The organism is Paenibacillus sp. J22P143 (assembly GCF_059692035.1).
This window is the reverse complement of sequence record NZ_JCAUAQ010000008.1, coordinates 83,426-98,905: the sequence shown is the minus strand read 5'-3', so window position 1 is coordinate 98,905 and position 15,480 is coordinate 83,426. Positions and strand designations below refer to the sequence as shown.

The window sequence follows — 15,480 nt, the reverse complement described above, 5'->3', positions numbered from 1 at the left end:
CATGATTCGTAAACTAACATCGATCCCGCTTAAACAGACTAGTCTAGCTGTGCTGCTGACAGGAAGCTTGCTGGCTGCCTCGTGGGCAGCTCCGACTCCGGTCGCACATGCCGCTAATGAGGGCGTTTTTATCTCGAATGATTCGTATTTTATGCTGGGTAAAGCGGCATTGTCGTCTTCTTCCCTACAGTTCTCCGTGTTATTTCATAATGGGGAAAATCAGACGTTGGATTTTAACAAGTATGGTGTACGTGTGACGGATGGTGCAGGACATAGCTACACAGCCAATTTAAGTGAGAAAAAGAGTGGGATCGTGAGCGGCGGGGAAGAACAAAGCTTCCGTTTCTATGCGAACTTGCCAGCTGGCGAATCCGCCGCTGATCTCAAAGTAGATGTATTCCGTTGGGATTACAATAAATCGAATTTCATGAATCATCTCGGTGAGCTGCCGATTTCCTCGGTGATCCAAGAAGGGCAGTTGGAAGCGCCAGAGGAAATCATCAGCTTGCGCACGTTAGATAGCACACTCGCGAACGATGCTTCACTTGCTTTTGGGCTGGGCCAGAGCGTACGTGTGACCGAGAATGGCAAATGGTACATGTACACGCAAGTTGCTGCCAAGAATTTAGGCTCAACCAGCGTTGCGGTGCCAAAAGGTCTACTGGTTAGACTTGTGGACGCGAACGGTTTGAAATACACATCAACGATCGCAAGTGGGTCGGATACGTCAATATTGCCGAATCAATCCGATACACTGACACTCAAAACACTCATTTCTAAGGGCATGCCAACAAGTAGGCTATCGCTGGAATATTATTATTTGAATAAAACAGAGGATGTTTCTCTGGGGACAACGAGCATGAACTCGTCGCTGAGCACTGTCGCTTTGGGCGTGAAACAGATCTATGCTGGACAGCAGGATGGCGAGAAGGTAACGGCAAAAGTAAGCTCATCAACGTATTCGAACCAAGCAGACGGTGTTCATGTTCAAACGGTGATTACGCTGAGCAATGATGGCGACGTCGTCGCTCCTGTGCCTTCGTTGCTGGCATCCTATCAATTCGGCGACTCCGGTTCGACCGTTTCGTCTACAGATAACAGCACGCGAAGCGGTTTCTTAGCTCCGAAGGAAACAGCGACGTATTACTTCAACGCGACATTGCCAACGGGTGTTGATCCGAATGCGGCACAGCTGGTGCTGTGGCAGAAAGCAGCGGCAAGCACAGGCAGCACGACGGGAAGCGGGACAACGGGTACAGGGAGCAGCGGGGGAGCGACAACAGCAACGACAACAACAGGTCAACAGCCTGTGGCTGTGTTCCTGCTGAAAGGTGCTAGCGAAGCGAAAAACGGCTTCACCACAGCCGTCAACTACGAGATGGGCAGTAAGCTCATTTTCAGCAATAGCAGCGTAGTCAATGCGAATCTCGATGTTTCGCTAGTTGAGCTACATGCGCATGAGAACGATGATCTGGGTTACAAAACCGCGATTGCCAAATACAAAATCACCAACAACGGCACAAGCACACTCGCGTTGCCTGAGCTGCAGAACGAGCTTATCGATGGCAAAGGGAATGCCTATACCGGCTCTCGCCAAAGCGCGGCTGCGACACAAATTACACCAGGAAGCTCCTACGTTGTAAGCTATTCGTACTTACTGCCAAACCAAACAGCTGCCGAGGAGGAAACATTCGCGCTTAACGTATATGATGATAAATCCGTTTCCGAAGGTAACGTGTTGGTAGGGACGTTCAAAGTAGCGTTGCAGGAAGAAGTTGCTGGGGATACCGTTGACATCTATCCATTCTCATTCAAAATCTATGACAGCTCGTTTAGCTGGAATTATAGCGGCGGCGCTTACTCGTATAACCTCCGTTTGAATATGGATATTACGCATGAGGACCAAGTCATTATCGATTCGAATTTCAACAAAATCCAGTTCGAACTGGTCGATTCTTTCGGTCGTAGCCTTGGCACTCAGGATGCTGCACTCACAGGTGCGAACAAATTAACAAGCGGCAGTCAGAAAATCAGTATCACTGGCGTGAAAATTGATCAAATGAACTCAGGTATGTCGATCAATATGTACGAAGTCATTAACACGCCGAATGGAACGGCGAAGCGTCTTTTGAAGCAGTTTAAGTAGGAGCGGAAACAGGGACGGAATAGAAACAGAAATAGAAATAGCCCAACCACGGCCATTGGCCTAGGGTTGGGCTGTTTTTATTTAGTGTTATATTTATTCCCATAAATGGGTGGATATGTTATCATTTATTTAAGACAAGTCCATAGCGGTTGGGAAACTTTCATCTCATAAGCAAGGAGGTGAAAGCGTATGGACGATAACGTCAAGTATTTTATTGCAGGAGCCATGTTCACAGTTACTTTGCTAAAAATTTTAGCCAACGTTTTGAACGGTTCCCAAGATAAAAGAAAAAAGTAATCCTCCCGACCCTAGATAAGTTGGGGATTACTTTTTCTGAGAGGAACCTGTAAACCACCAATCGGTTGTGTACTTGTCCCTTGCCTATTTATACGCCATTTATAAGCAAATTATACCAAGACGGGCAGGTGCAGTCAATGGACCCTTTACTAATTCAGTCAGCGGACAGTATGTCAGACGTATACTGGTTTCTCTTGGGAGGTGGGACAGGGGTACTGTTGTACATGGCCTGGAACATATATGTAAAGAAGAAATAAGTGAAGTAATTAAGAAAAACAGCCTAACCTCTGGAAAAAGAATGTCCGGGGTTGGGCTGTTTTTACGCTAGGGGAGGATCATTTGAAATATAAATCATTATACTTATAGCTCAGTTCATAAGTCCCTAAATCGAGATTGGGTTCGATCGCGTAATCAATTTTAAAATCTCTTATAGTACTTTGTTCACCCTTAACGTGGTAGCTCCCACTAACGATTAAGTTTTCAGCAGCTCCTTCAGTTGCTTTAAGAGTTAGTGCCTCAGTTTGGTGAGCAGGAACGAGAAGTTCTTGTACGGCGCCATCGGGAGTTTGAATGTACTTACTGAGTAAAAGGGTATCAATACCGTCTATCCACATACCAGGGCCATAGGCTTTTAAGGCTTGAATTTTCGTAGTTCCTGAGGGGATTTTCTGCGTGTAGGTTCGAATAACTTTCTTGTCACTCGGCCCAAAGGAAACATAAATGTCATGGTCACTTTCATTATGAAGTGAAATTTGGCTGTAGAGTTGATTGTCTTCGATCCCATAATGCTCGACGAATATATTAATTTTGTTTTCAAAATCGAATAGGGAATTCGCGCGTTTCTTACCACTCATTGCAATGGTTGTACTCGGTGGTGGTGTAAGCGAAGTCACTTGTTTACTTTCATAAATCGCTCTGATGTAGATGGATTTCGTTGAACCTTCCCAAATCACTGTGCTGCCTAACGCTTCACTAATGAATCGTAGAGGCACTAAAGTCCGATTGTCGATATTCATACTTTGTAAGCCTAACTGAATCTCAGCTCCGTTCAGGAATAAACTTGTTCCCGACGTCGGATAAACGATATGCAAATCATCGAGTGTTGCTGTTATTACTTTCGTTGCTTCCGCCCATTCCACGGTGGCACCGTGTGCTTCAAAGATCGTACGCATCGGCACATATGTGAAACCGTCGACAATCATAGGCGGCGTGTCAAGAACCAGTTCATTGCCATTTAGATAAATGGTGATCGGCTGCTCTTGCGCAGAAGATGGTGTCGTAGTCGTCAAACTTAGTGTGAGTAGTAGACCCACGAGAAAGAATAATCGGGTAGTAAGTCTGTTCTTCTGCATAGAGGAAGTCTCCTTAATTGATCCAAACATGAAATAATGCCGATGCTAAGTATAAGCTTTTTTGATGGGGGAGTCATGGTTATTATTGGTTAAAGAAAATATTACCAAAAACATTTCTTGGTTGAAGCACCCCATGGTTAAACTTGCTAAGACCGATTATACTAGTTATATAAAGGGAAATGGAGGGAATTCCATGCGGAAACTGACGCTTCAAGACATTCAGACTAAAGTTAATGAAACGAAGGAAGAAGTCAACCTTGCTGTTGCAAACTTTCGAGAAAAAACAAGAGAGCAAGGTTGGGAGATGTCCCGTAATCGCCCTAGATCAGAAGACGAAATACTAGCATTAAATTATCTTGCAAGGTACTCATTTAGAAAAGGCTTACAGTCAGGCAGCATCAAATACGATAATGAAAGAAGGGTGCTGTTTATTGAAGAATATACTAGAGGCTAAGGATGCGCTAGAGCAGCTTCAGGATAAAAGTAAATTTGAAAAAATGCTTCACACAGCAGCAATATTAACTGATTTAGTACGTCCTCAAGGCATTCGACCAATTATTGTTGGAGGCCTTTCCGTAGAAATATACACGTTGAACGGATATGCTACACAAGATATTGATTTTGTAATGGATGGCTATGATATAGCCAATGAGATACTGCTCCAACTTGGGTTTACAAAGTTGGGCAAGAACTGGGTTCATGGCATGTTAGGGGTTTCAATAGAAATTCCATCTAATTTTTTGACAGGTGACTATGACAAAATCACAGAGTTACAAGTTGGCGAAAGAAAAGTGTATATCATCGGTATCGAGGATATAATTTTGGATCGGTTAAGAGCCACGGTCCATTGGAAGTCAGGCGAATCGCGGGAGTGGGGATACCGTATGCTCCTTATGTACTTCGAAGAATTGGATGTTGAATACATAACGAGTAAATTTGAGCATCCACTTGAAGAGGCTGAATTTAATTTGTGGATCCATGAGGCAAAAAAGGAGAAATCTCAAATTACGGATAGAGATTAAGACAATAGGCACGGATCTAAACAGATCTAAGCCTATTTTTTTATGATAAGAAATAACCGTAGAAATAAGTACTCATCCTCGTAAACTTCGATATCCTTGAGTTAAAAGGAAATAAATGGATAACGTAGAATGTACTAGAGATACAATTTTTATTTGATCCTAGTGGAGGTCGTTCTTTTGCTTAAAATATCACGTTTAGTTCTACATACGGTTATACTGGTTTCTGGTTTTTCAATGGGGGCCACAGCAACTTTGGCTGATTCTGCACCGCAAGCAACATCAACAAATGGAAGTCCAACTTCATCACCTGCAACAGCCGTAGCCAGTTGTATGCAGCAAGACGTAAAATCGCAGCAACAGCCGCTGCCACCACCAGGTTCTCACGTGCATGAGTTGCGAACAATTACATTAGTGGAAGAGGCGGATTTGTACGATGATATCTTTGTAAATTTGACCATGGGGTCAATCTCGCCCCAAACGGTGGATGTCGTAAATCGCAAAGTGATTTATAAGTTGGATGGTGAACAAAGCAGCTGGTACCAAATACGCACATGGCTAGGTGACAAATGGGTTCGTAGTAACTCTGCAATGCCAGGAGATCAGAAAAATGTGAACATGAAGATGATACTGACTGGTGAAGAAAGTCTTTACACGTTTACTGCTGGATTCATGGGGGAAAGCGCGACGATCTCGCCACAAACGGTAACGGTCAAGGGAGAATGGCAGGGGTATTATTTAATCGATACGTGGTTGGGAGATAGATGGATCGCACCTGCCCACCAAGTGTGGAAGGATATTCGGAAGTTGGATGCTTTTATGCCAATCACGGCCAAAACGGAGTTGTTTACATTTCCTGATGAAGGTTGCAGTACGAACACGTATGTGACATTACCAACGGTATATGCATTCGAACAGATGAACGATTGGATTCATATAAGGACGAACCAAGGTACTTTTTGGATCAACCCCAAGTTATCTGATTTTGATACTGTAGATAGCGACGAATATATGGAAGCGAAGATCGTACATGCTGAGGTTATAGGCAAAATGACAAAGCTAACAATACAAGCTAGACTCACGGATAAATTGAAGGACTGGAGTCGTCCTCTCCAATTGACACCGGGTTTCACGCTGTATGACAAGCAAGGCATGCTGTTGGCATCCAATTTTGGAACGGGACCACTCACGTTCAAGGCGGATGAAATTAACAGATTCGTGGTGTATGTGCAGGGGGATGTGGCGAACTTTGGATTAGCTACCTTGCGCATTTACACATTAAATAACACAGCACTGCCGAGTTCGACGCTCTCTTGGAGCGGGCTGCGATTCAATTTGAACCTGACAGATTCGAAATATCCTGAGGTGCGCGTCGGTGAACTAATCGTAACGAGATCAGGGAGCCATTCTATTATTCGTGGCAAAATTCAAGTTGCGCTCCCAAATCTGAATGATGTGAGTGTGGGACTTAACTTTTACAATGACAAGTCGGAGATGATAGGTACGACTACGATCAAAGGAGCCTATGGAAACATAGGCCCCTACGGGGATACCACTTTCCAATTCGAAGCTATTTGTAAGGGCGATTTAACTGCCTACACAACGGTGAAGATGGCGGTCAACACTTTGCATAGGCTGAACCAATAGTCAGGATTAGCCTACTTAAATGAGCCAAATCGCCCCAAGAGGTGGCTATAGTTCGATTTTGCCGAACTAATTAGCTAATTATCGTTGTGACAGTTAGTTGTGGGCGGTTTAAGTGGGTGAAATCGAACTAATGCGACTAAACGCCACCGAATCTCATCATTAAGTAGGCAAAATCGAACTATTGCTTCACATCATACCCCTTCGCGATGGATGGTTCGATCCATCGCTTTTCTGTGTGTTCACGGCGCAGAATAACGACGCGATCTGGGTAGACGTCGACGACGAGGCTCTGGCTGAGTGACCGAGTCTCGGGCTCGTTCTTAGCGCTCCATACCTGGCGGATGGAGGCGCTGGAAGCGGCAAGAAACTTCAGCTGCTTCACTTGGTTGGTTGTTTCGATGTTCCAGTGGGTGTGCCCACTGAACAAAATGACGTTCGGGTGCGCGTCGAGCAGCGCACGCAGTTCCTGGTGCTGGACGACGCCCAGCTCCAGATCCGTGCCATCCAGCGTACGCGGCAGCGGCTGGTGGAGGAACACAAACACGGGCTTGCTGGCATCCGCCGCGCCCGTGGCCGTGAGCCGCTCGCGCAGCCAGCTGAGCTGCGCGGGTGAGAGGAACGCATCCTCGTTGATGGATGCGTCAACGTCTCTGTACGCTTCCCCGCTAAGGAATAGGAAGCGGTAGCCGTCCACGACAAGCTCGTGATACGGCTTGTCGTACCCCCAGATGCGGTCGAACAACGCGACCGCTTTCGCGCTTGACCACGAAGGATTCATCTTCGTGTAATCCATCTTGCCATCCGGCTTGTGCCACACGCCGTAGTAATCATGGTTGCCCATGGTCGCCTGCACAGGGGCATGTGGCTGACGGCTGAGCAGCGCCATCAAGCTGCGGTAATCGTCCTCACTGCCATTCGTGAGATCACCGTTCAGGACAAGCAGCTTGCTGTCGGGGCGCAGCTCATGGTGATCTATGAGCGCTTGTTTCAGCAGCAGCTGGGAGATCTTGTCCGATGAGATGATATGCAGATCGCTCAGCACCGAGAAGGAAAACAGCGGCGGGGCTTGTTCAGCTTCCGCGTGAGCAGTAACGGGGACAGCAGGCTGGTGAAGCCCATGCCCGTCCTTCCCAACAGGACTGACCACTGCCAACCCCAACAAAACCACCAAACTACTCCGTATGAGAAATAGAAACATAGAGAACCTACCTTCCTATAAAGTGCGATATGATGCATTTCGTCTAACGATATCACTGTGTGTTCATCCTATATTGGTATTCCCCTTTAAAATGGGAATTATTTAATTACCCATTTTTTGTAATTTGCTTGACATAGAACCTCTTTGGTTGTATGGTTAATTACATGAGTAACTAACCAATGTGGTAATGAAAGCGGTGGTGAGAATTGTGGGATTTATGATGGACGATAGCCGCCCGATTTTTGTGCAAATCGCAGAGCAGATTGAAGATGACATTATCGAATCACGTATGCCGGAAGAATCGCAGGTTCCTTCTACGAATCAATTTGCAGCCTTTTATCAGATCAATCCGGCAACAGCGGCCAAGGGTGTTAATCTGCTGGTGGATCAAGGGATTTTATACAAGAAGCGTGGAATTGGCATGTTTGTAGCGGAGGGAGCGCGAGTCAAGCTGATGGAGAAGCGAAAAGAACTATTTTATGAGCAGTATGTCGTGACAATGGTTAGGGAAGCTGAGAAGCTAGGCATCACGTTAGAGCAACTGACAGAAATGGTGCGGAGAGGGGAGAAAGCCTAATGACGAACATTGTAGAGGTAAAAGGACTTACGAAATCCTATGGCAAAGTGACCGCGGTGGATCACGTAAGCTTTAAGATTGAAGCGAATAAAATCTACGGTTTACTTGGCAGAAACGGCGCTGGCAAAACGACCATCATGCATATGATCTCCGCACAGCAGTTCGCGACTAGCGGTGAGCTTACGGTATTTGGCGAGGATCCTTTTGAGAATAGCAAGGTGCTGAATCAGATTTGTTTTATCAAAGAGAGTCAGAAATATCCGGATACTTTCCGTATTATCGATGTGCTCGAGGTTGCCAAAACCTTGTTCCCGAACTGGGATGACGCGTTTGCTTATGCGTTAATTGAGGATTTCCGACTTCCGATCAAAAGGAAAATTAAAAAGCTATCCCGCGGCATGCTGTCCTCCGTAGGGATTGTGGTTGGTCTCGCAAGCCGCGCGCCATTGACAATCTTCGATGAGCCGTATCTCGGTTTGGATGCAGTAGCGCGAGTACTTTTCTACGATCGTTTACTGGAAGATTACGCGGAACACCCGCGAACCGTTATCCTTTCCACCCATTTGATCGATGAAGTGAGTCGCTTGCTGGAGCATGTCCTTGTGATCGACAATGGTAAATTGCTTTTAAATGAAGATGCAGATGCGCTTCGCGGTCGTGCTTGTACGGTTTCTGGTCTGAAATCAGCCGTAGACGCGTTCACACGGGGAAAAGAAGTGCTGGAACGCACAGCAATTGGTTCGGCTGCTACAGCAACCATCATCGGCGAACTGAGCGTACAAGAGCGAAAATATGCCGAAGAGTTAGGGCTTGAATTTGCCCCTGTATCCATCCAACAGCTCATCGTTCATCTGACACGCACGCAAGTGGCGGGAAAGGGGTCTGAGTCCATATGAATCGAGTTAATCAAGTCGTGAAGCTTCATCTTCGAAATCAGAAAATGTGGTTTTCCATTCCATGGATCATTTTAGGAGTTAACTTTGCAATTAACCTGCTGATCGCGTTGTCACTTAATAATGATGAAGATTTGCATACAGGTTCGCTTTCTTCTATTTTCGTTTTTATGTTTGTAGCCGGGACCCTTACGCTCAAAGAGACGTTTCCTTTTGCCATAGGACTCAGTATTCGGCGTAAGGATTATTTCTGGGGAACAGTACTAACGGTTCTCTACGTGAATGCCGTTTCAGCGGTTGGGCTAACGATTCTAGCTGCGATTGAAAAAGCAACCCATGGTTGGAGTGTCAATCTGCATCTATTCCAGCTGGAATTCCTTAGCGATATCTCCTTCATCGGCATACTGGGTATCAATTTTATCGTCTTAATTCATGCGTTTTTCCTTGGTTTGATGATATCGAGCATCCATCGTCGTTGGGGTGGCATTTCAATGTATATCTTTTTTACCGCGATGCTTGTATTGGGTACGCTCATCTCGTATATCATGACACGTTTGGAACTATGGATTGATCTAGGGAATTGGATTGGTGATAATTATTTAGATCTGTTCTGGTGGTTGATTCCAATTGTCCTGATCTATTGGTTCCTCTCCTATACCGTGTTGCGCAGGGCAGCCGTATAAGCGTACAGCTCTTGAATAGCAAAAGAGTCTAAGAAGTTACCTTCTTAGACTCTTTTTTGTAGTTTTTGGGATATTAAGCTTTGATTTTGACCAAGTATTCGTCCAATTGCTTGAATGTTCCGCCGAAGCCTTCTTCCATAGAACCTTTCATGGAAGCGAAGAAATTCAATTCCTCTTCTGTCGCGTTGATTGGACCCCCACGCATAGTAAGAATCGTCTTCCCGTCCTCTTCTGTGAATGTTAAGTGATTCATAATTTCCATTGGGAAAATGGGGCTAAATGGGGCGCGAATCACATTAGCTTCTGCATCAGAGAATGAGCTTACGTAAGCTAATGTCTCAGGTGCAGCAACTTCGTGATAAACGAATTTGCCAAACATTTCAAAGCCCTCAGGTGACTTCATCGAGTAGTGGAAGCTGCCGCCAGGGCGAACATCTAAGGATTCTACCGTTAGTTTCATGCCCGTAGGTCCCCACCATTCTGCCAAATGCTCAGGTGTCGTCCATACTTGGAATACAAGCTCGCGAGGGGCGTTAATGATGCGTGTTATCACCAATTCTGAGCCATCACTCTTCATTTCATATTTGTATGTTGCATTTTCTTGTGTCATTTTTCATTCCTCCATTTTTTCTAAAAGTGGTTCCTGATCCGTCGGTTTGCTGTTTTTGGCTTGGAGTGCTTCTATATAAGCCTCCATTCGATCGAATTGCGTTTCCCACAGGCGCCTGAAGGAACCGAGCCAAGTATCCATAGCTTGAAGGGACTGCGGCCGCAGTTTGTAGACCCTTCGATTCGCTATCGGCTGTACATCTACAAGTCCGGCCTCGCTAAGTACGCGCAGATGCTTTGATACTTGTGGCTGGCTAAGGCCAAGCCGTTGGGCGATTTCCCCTACGGTCAGGGGGCCGTCTCGCAAAAGCTCAACGATGTGTAAGCGGTGTGGTTCGGCAAGAGCACTGAATATCGTATTCATAAACACAATATACCTCGAACGGAATATTCCTGTCAAGGAATATTCGAGAGTGTAAATAACATGGAACTCGACCATGTCGGTCGTTTCTATTTGAGGTTGATACCATCCATAGGTTAACTATCGTAAACAGAACGAGATGGAAATATACAAGGCGGCCTTCCTTGTTCTCTCGTATTCAACCACCTATCTATCATTTATTTCATAGGGAATGTATAGAAATGCAATTTTTGACCGAGTCTAGTAGCTATAACTCTATTAATTTTTAGGAGGAACTATGGCTATGATGTTTCGTAAAATATGTATTTCGACCTTATCCCTTACTCTGTTGCTAGGATTGTGGTTCATGCAAGCGAAAGTATATTCCTATCCGACGAGTGATGAAGATGGGGAAATGTCACCTGTCTATGTGGCTACTTCGAACGAAAGCGTGGATAAACCGATAGAAGAAGCTCCAACCGCTGAAGTTGAGAAAGCTACGACTGCGTACAAAGTAAGCCAAGGAGATACCCTGTTCAAAATAGCGAAGAGCTTTGATATCGCCGTTGATGACCTCATATCTGCGAATCAAATTTCCAATCCGAATCAACTGGTAATCGGACAAAGTCTAACGATCCCCATCGTAGCTGCAGGAGCCTCATCGTCAGAGGGACAGCCGAAAATTATTAAAAAAGTAATCAATACAACGCTAACCGCGTACACCGCGGGCTTTGAATCTACTGGCAAAAAAGCGTCTCACCCTACATACGGCATTACATATAGCGGTATCAAAGCCAAAGAGGGACGTACGATTGCTGTGGATCCAGCAGTTATTCCATTAGGATCAACCGTGTTCATCGAAGGCATCGGCATTCGGAAAGCGGAAGATATCGGATCAGCGATTCGCGGTTCTAGAATTGATGTTTTCATGAATGATTTGGGCCAAGCCCAGGAGTTTGGTGTGAAAAAGAATGTAAAGGTCTATGTGTTAGATAAGGAAACCGTGTAGCAGCGACTATAAAACAAAGAAAGACCGACGTTGTTGACGTCGGTCTTTCTTTGCATGTTCAGCATCTATTTTGGGTTTTCAGACGTAAGCGTCTGTCGCTCCAACCAACCTAGTAAATCAGCAAGGAATTGCTCTCGTCCTAGGTCATCAAAGGGACGATGGCGCATCGTCTCATAAGCGTAGCTTTTTTTATCTTGCGAACCCACGGATTGCAGGAATTGTTCCAGCTTCTCAGGAGGCGTCATTTTATCTTCTCGGCCATATTGCAGGAGGAGAGGGAGTGTAAATGAATGTGCTTGCTTCATCAGTCTTGGAACAGCCTGACTTAATCCTAGTCCTAGGCCTGGCGTTACAGTACTATGACGCAAAGGGTCTGATTGCAGTCTTGCAATCATGACGGAATCTTGTGTTAGTCCTTCGATGCTGCCTGATTTCTGAATGGTAAGTTGAGGTCGCAGCTTCCCCAGAAGCTTAATGAGCCATTTTTCGAAGGTTGTCATTTCATACGAAATAGCGGGGGCCACCAAAACGAGTCCGCTTATCCCGGAAGCATGATCGAGCACATAGTCCGCACTAATCACGCCACCCATACTGTGACCGATGATAAAGAGAGGCAACCGAGGATTCTCTGATAGGACGAGTTCTCTAAATACATGAAGATCTTCTAAGTATTCATCCCATGAACGAATGAACCCGCGAATACCCGGGCTTCTTCCATGACCGCGCGAATCAGCGGAATATACGATATAGCCGCCCTGTACGAGCGCTTCACTCATATTAATTAAACCGCCGCTATGGTCTCCATGACCATGGACAGCGATAACCATGCCTTTGGCTGGTACATCTGACGGAGTGGCTCTTCTATAGAAGAGTTCAACACCGCCAGCTCCCTGAAATGTTCCCTCAGTAACGATCACAAGAGAATCCTCCTTTTGAAATAAGCGAGATAGTTCGAACTACCCCTCATTTTACCATACAACATAAATAGCACTCACGATAATTTTAGACAAGCCAGCAGGGAAAGTGCCTGTCTATCACAGGTCGTAGACCCACCCCGACTAAGGTCTAGGAGCAAATACCGTCCATGGTCCGTTTTGGAAAGCTGCGATTTTACCTAGAATAAAGACATGAACAAGACAACAGCATACAACGAAAGGCGGTGACGAAACGATGAAAAGAAATACAGGATTTGCCGCTCTGCTAATCGCATTCGGCGCACTGATTTTATTCAATAAGCTAGGCTTTCACTTAGGAGACTTTATAGGTTCAGTTCTGGGATACGTAATTCCTCTGATTATGGTTGGACTGGGTTACGTGGGCATTAAGAACGGAAACAAATTAGGATGGATCATTGCGGGAATCGGGATCATCATTCTAGTAAGTAAGCTGGCAGGTTGGATCATTATCTTACTTGCGATCGGGTTGATTGGATATGGTGTTTCAATGTTAAAAGGAAGAACGGCGTAACGTAAGGCCTGAACCGAATACAGAGAGTGAAAAAGGTGGAGTGAAGATGAGCCTATTTAGGCGGATGAGAGATATAACCGTGGCAACTTTGAATGAGCATTTAGAGAAGTCAGAAGATCCGGTACGCTTGATTGACCAATACTTAGCGGCCCAGCGTGAGCAGCTACAGCAGTCCGAAAGGCTGTATCAGCAATGCGTGAGTCACGCAGCATCACTTCGGCAGCAATATTTAACCGCACTTGAAACGAAAGAAAAGCGCGAGCATCAAGCGCTGCTAGCGTTGAAGGCTGGCGAAGAGCACATGGCACGAATCGTGCTGCAAGAGAAGTTGCAGGCGGAAGAGAAAAGCGTGCAATATCATGAATTGTATGAGCAGGCGAAGCAGTCCATCCTTGAGCTGGATGAGGAGCTTGGGCAGCTGAAAGCCGATTACAAAGAAGTCGCAGACAAACGCAGCTACTACTTGGCTCGTATGGAGTCCGCCCGCTTGCAGCAGCGTATGCACGCTCGCAGCAGTGTTACACAAGATGGGGCACCGCGGATGTTCGGCCGATTGGAAGAGCGCGTATCCGATATGGAGCTGCATGCCAGAACACTTCGCGATGTTCGTCGAATGGGTCGCGAAAGCTACTACAGCGGGGGCAACCCAGCTGTAGATGCGGAAATGGACGCACTTCGCAATAAACTGAAACAGGAGGGAACACAGGATCATGAACAAACTATATCGCTCACGAAGAGATAAGAAACTTACGGGCCTATGCGGGGGACTTGCAGAAGCCATGAATGTAGATGTCACACTATTACGTTTACTAGTCGTGATCACCACGTTTTTCACCGGAGGCACCGTCATTTTCATCTATTTTGTAGCGGCGATTGTTATTCCGAAGGAACCTGGGTTTGATCAGCCCCCATTTGATCCCTATGCGAACTCATATGGTAGTCAAAACTATTCAAGCGGCGGATGGAATCACCATAAATCCCACCATAATCACCACCACAATCACCACCAAGCTCCACAGCCGACTAGCAAGTATGCCTCATATGAAGCTAGCCAACCAACGAACAACATCGATGAGATGATGAAAGACATTGAGAAGAAAGCTTTACAAAGAGAAGTAGATGAACTAAGAGCCAAAGTAGCTCGCTTTGAAAAACAAACATTGGATAGTAAAAAAGGAGACGTGTAAACCATGGGTGTATTTACAAGAATGAAGGATATGACGAAAGCATCAATTCACGAGGTATTAGATAAAATCGAGGATCCGATCGTGATGTTGAACCAATATCTGCGCGATATGGAGCAAGAAATTGCTCAAGCTGAAGTAACGGTTGCACGCCAAATCGCAAGTGAGCGCAAGCTGAAGCAGCGCCTTGAGGAATCCGTTCGCCTAGTGGCTGACCGTGAAGTGAAAGCTTCGGCAGCGATCAAAAACGGTCAAGAAGCGATTGCTCGCCAAGCTGTTGAAGAAAAGCTGTACCACGAAGATAAAATTGTCGAATACACAGATCTACATGCTGCTGCGAAAGCACATGCCGACGAGCTGACACAGCAATTGCACGAGATGAAAGATGAATTCTACAAAATGCGCAACAAACGCAACGAGCTTGTATCTCGTGCTCAATTGGCGAAAGCCAAGAAACAAATGGCGCAAGTATCCTACAACGGTGTGATCGAAAGCGGCAGCGCATCCCGCGGCTTCCAACGCATGGAAGAGAAGATCATCCAGCTTGAAGTTGAAGCTGAGATCGCTCGAAAGCCTTACGTGCCTGCTGGTTCTGTTAACAGCTACGCACCGATCGACACAGCGAAGCAAGCTAAAGTGGATGAGCAGTTGAACTTGCTCAAAGAGAAATTGAACGGTCAAGCTGCTGAATAGCAGCTTGGGTGAAGAGCGGAAGGCCCCTCCTGGTGATATCCTGGTGAGGGGCTTTTTGGTGTTTTGTGTTGTACCCCCAACCCAACCCCAATCCCAGTCGCTGCCCATTGAATAAATCCAATGGAATGCTCTTAAAAGTAGTCAAATTTTGAATTTGATTTGGACAAATCCAGTCAGACCGAGAGTGTAGGTCCTTTTTAGGCCGATTAAATCCAATGAACGAGTGTAGATTCAATGCTGCTGGAACTCAACCTGACGCGGGAAACGAGCCTTTCCCGCACCTGTAAGCGTGTTTTACATCACTACAGAGCTAATACTGAGCATTCCCCCATCTGTAGTGATGTTTTTCAACCTTACAGAAGTAGA

The 15,480-nt window shown here is 45.8% G+C and carries 17 protein-coding genes; 12 read left to right on the top strand and 5 right to left on the bottom strand.

Annotated features, from left to right (window positions below; all coding sequences use genetic code 11):
- The first annotated feature begins 1 nt into the window (after nt 1).
- Nucleotides 2-2,146: a hypothetical protein gene (locus AC58PQ_RS14635; RefSeq protein ID WP_497242646.1), complete on the top strand. Its 2,145-nt coding sequence runs from the start codon at nt 2-4 to the stop codon at nt 2,144-2,146.
- 632 nt (nt 2,147-2,778) lie between these two features.
- Here the strand turns inward: AC58PQ_RS14635 and AC58PQ_RS14630 are convergent.
- Nucleotides 2,779-3,795: a copper amine oxidase N-terminal domain-containing protein gene (locus AC58PQ_RS14630; protein ID WP_497242645.1), complete on the bottom strand. Its 1,017-nt coding sequence runs from the start codon at nt 3,793-3,795 to the stop codon at nt 2,779-2,781.
- Nucleotides 3,796-3,880: 85 nt separating this feature from the next.
- On the opposite strand from AC58PQ_RS14630, the gene AC58PQ_RS14625 reads away from it, so the two are divergent.
- The 3 genes from AC58PQ_RS14625 (at nt 3,881) to AC58PQ_RS14615 (ending at nt 6,461) form a co-directional block, all read left to right on the top strand.
- Nucleotides 3,881-4,249, top strand: coding sequence for a hypothetical protein (locus AC58PQ_RS14625; RefSeq protein WP_497242644.1), 369 nt, complete (start codon nt 3,881-3,883; stop codon nt 4,247-4,249).
- Nucleotides 4,227-4,817, top strand: coding sequence for a DUF6036 family nucleotidyltransferase (locus AC58PQ_RS14620; RefSeq protein WP_497242643.1), 591 nt, complete (start codon nt 4,227-4,229; stop codon nt 4,815-4,817). The genes AC58PQ_RS14625 and AC58PQ_RS14620 overlap by 23 nt, the downstream gene beginning before the upstream one ends.
- A 177-nt stretch (nt 4,818-4,994) precedes the next feature.
- Nucleotides 4,995-6,461 carry a hypothetical protein gene (locus tag AC58PQ_RS14615; RefSeq protein WP_497242642.1) on the top strand — a complete coding sequence of 489 codons (1,467 nt, stop codon included), beginning with the start codon at nt 4,995-4,997 and terminating at the stop codon, nt 6,459-6,461.
- A gap of 178 nt (nt 6,462-6,639) precedes the next feature.
- On the opposite strand, the gene AC58PQ_RS14610 is transcribed toward AC58PQ_RS14615, so the two are convergent.
- Nucleotides 6,640-7,608 (bottom strand): metallophosphoesterase family protein, encoded by a 969-nt coding sequence (locus tag AC58PQ_RS14610; RefSeq protein ID WP_497242775.1) that lies wholly within the window; start codon nt 7,606-7,608, stop codon nt 6,640-6,642.
- Nucleotides 7,609-7,867: 259 nt separating this feature from the next.
- Between AC58PQ_RS14610 and AC58PQ_RS14605 the strand changes: the two genes are divergently transcribed.
- From AC58PQ_RS14605 to AC58PQ_RS14595, 3 genes are read left to right on the top strand one after another with little or no spacing between them, the layout of a single operon-like run.
- Nucleotides 7,868-8,236: a GntR family transcriptional regulator gene (locus tag AC58PQ_RS14605; RefSeq protein WP_497242641.1), complete on the top strand. Its 369-nt coding sequence runs from the start codon at nt 7,868-7,870 to the stop codon at nt 8,234-8,236.
- Nucleotides 8,236-9,132: an ABC transporter ATP-binding protein gene (locus tag AC58PQ_RS14600; protein ID WP_497242640.1), complete on the top strand. Its 897-nt coding sequence runs from the start codon at nt 8,236-8,238 to the stop codon at nt 9,130-9,132. The genes AC58PQ_RS14605 and AC58PQ_RS14600 overlap by 1 nt, the downstream gene beginning before the upstream one ends.
- Nucleotides 9,129-9,812: a hypothetical protein gene (locus AC58PQ_RS14595; protein WP_497242639.1), complete on the top strand. Its 684-nt coding sequence runs from the start codon at nt 9,129-9,131 to the stop codon at nt 9,810-9,812. The genes AC58PQ_RS14600 and AC58PQ_RS14595 overlap by 4 nt, the downstream gene beginning before the upstream one ends.
- 73 nt (nt 9,813-9,885) lie before the next feature.
- On the opposite strand, the gene AC58PQ_RS14590 is transcribed toward AC58PQ_RS14595, so the two are convergent.
- The gene (locus AC58PQ_RS14590; protein ID WP_497242638.1) at nt 9,886-10,422 is read right to left on the bottom strand and encodes an SRPBCC family protein; all 537 of its coding nucleotides are present in this window, start codon (nt 10,420-10,422) and stop codon (nt 9,886-9,888) included.
- 3 nt (nt 10,423-10,425) lie between these two features.
- Complete coding sequence (locus tag AC58PQ_RS14585; RefSeq protein WP_497242637.1) at nt 10,426-10,785, bottom strand: ArsR/SmtB family transcription factor; 360 nt, start codon at nt 10,783-10,785, stop codon at nt 10,426-10,428.
- 280 nt (nt 10,786-11,065) lie between these two features.
- Between AC58PQ_RS14585 and AC58PQ_RS14580 the strand changes: the two genes are divergently transcribed.
- Nucleotides 11,066-11,770, top strand: a complete 705-nt coding sequence (locus AC58PQ_RS14580) for a 3D domain-containing protein (RefSeq protein ID WP_497242636.1) — start codon at nt 11,066-11,068, stop codon at nt 11,768-11,770.
- A gap of 65 nt (nt 11,771-11,835) precedes the next feature.
- On the opposite strand, the gene AC58PQ_RS14575 is transcribed toward AC58PQ_RS14580, so the two are convergent.
- Entirely contained in the window at nt 11,836-12,687 is an 852-nt protein-coding gene (locus AC58PQ_RS14575; protein ID WP_497242635.1) for an alpha/beta hydrolase, read from the bottom strand.
- Nucleotides 12,688-12,940: 253 nt separating this feature from the next.
- Here AC58PQ_RS14575 and AC58PQ_RS14570 point away from each other — a divergent pair, with 253 nt between their 5' ends.
- The 4 genes from AC58PQ_RS14570 to AC58PQ_RS14555 are packed head-to-tail and all read left to right on the top strand — an operon-like array spanning nt 12,941 to nt 15,114.
- Entirely contained in the window at nt 12,941-13,237 is a 297-nt protein-coding gene (locus AC58PQ_RS14570) for a LiaF transmembrane domain-containing protein (protein WP_477589166.1), read from the top strand.
- 46 nt (nt 13,238-13,283) lie between these two features.
- Nucleotides 13,284-13,979, top strand: coding sequence for a PspA/IM30 family protein (locus AC58PQ_RS14565; protein WP_497242634.1), 696 nt, complete (start codon nt 13,284-13,286; stop codon nt 13,977-13,979).
- Nucleotides 13,948-14,424 carry a PspC domain-containing protein gene (locus tag AC58PQ_RS14560; RefSeq protein ID WP_497242633.1) on the top strand — a complete coding sequence of 159 codons (477 nt, stop codon included), beginning with the start codon at nt 13,948-13,950 and terminating at the stop codon, nt 14,422-14,424. The genes AC58PQ_RS14565 and AC58PQ_RS14560 overlap by 32 nt, the downstream gene beginning before the upstream one ends.
- Nucleotides 14,425-14,427: 3 nt before the next feature.
- Nucleotides 14,428-15,114 carry a PspA/IM30 family protein gene (locus tag AC58PQ_RS14555; RefSeq protein WP_497242632.1) on the top strand — a complete coding sequence of 229 codons (687 nt, stop codon included), beginning with the start codon at nt 14,428-14,430 and terminating at the stop codon, nt 15,112-15,114.
- Nucleotides 15,115-15,480: the final 366 nt, after the last annotated feature.

Excerpts from the sequence above, each read along its gene's own strand:
- AC58PQ_RS14635 (WP_497242646.1), top strand. The coding sequence starts at position 2 with ATGATTCGTAAACTAACATCGATCCCGCTTAAACAGACTAGTCTAGCT.
- AC58PQ_RS14630 (WP_497242645.1), bottom strand. The coding sequence starts at position 3,795 with ATGCAGAAGAACAGACTTACTACCCGATTATTCTTTCTCGTGGGTCTA.
- AC58PQ_RS14600 (WP_497242640.1), top strand. The coding sequence starts at position 8,236 with ATGACGAACATTGTAGAGGTAAAAGGACTTACGAAATCCTATGGCAAA.
- AC58PQ_RS14595 (WP_497242639.1), top strand. The coding sequence starts at position 9,129 with ATGAATCGAGTTAATCAAGTCGTGAAGCTTCATCTTCGAAATCAGAAA.
- AC58PQ_RS14590 (WP_497242638.1), bottom strand. The coding sequence starts at position 10,422 with ATGACACAAGAAAATGCAACATACAAATATGAAATGAAGAGTGATGGC.
- AC58PQ_RS14585 (WP_497242637.1), bottom strand. The coding sequence starts at position 10,785 with ATGAATACGATATTCAGTGCTCTTGCCGAACCACACCGCTTACACATC.
- AC58PQ_RS14580 (WP_497242636.1), top strand. The coding sequence starts at position 11,066 with ATGATGTTTCGTAAAATATGTATTTCGACCTTATCCCTTACTCTGTTG.
- AC58PQ_RS14570 (WP_477589166.1), top strand. The coding sequence starts at position 12,941 with ATGAAAAGAAATACAGGATTTGCCGCTCTGCTAATCGCATTCGGCGCA.
- AC58PQ_RS14565 (WP_497242634.1), top strand. The coding sequence starts at position 13,284 with ATGAGCCTATTTAGGCGGATGAGAGATATAACCGTGGCAACTTTGAAT.
- AC58PQ_RS14560 (WP_497242633.1), top strand. The coding sequence starts at position 13,948 with ATGAACAAACTATATCGCTCACGAAGAGATAAGAAACTTACGGGCCTA.
- AC58PQ_RS14555 (WP_497242632.1), top strand. The coding sequence starts at position 14,428 with ATGGGTGTATTTACAAGAATGAAGGATATGACGAAAGCATCAATTCAC.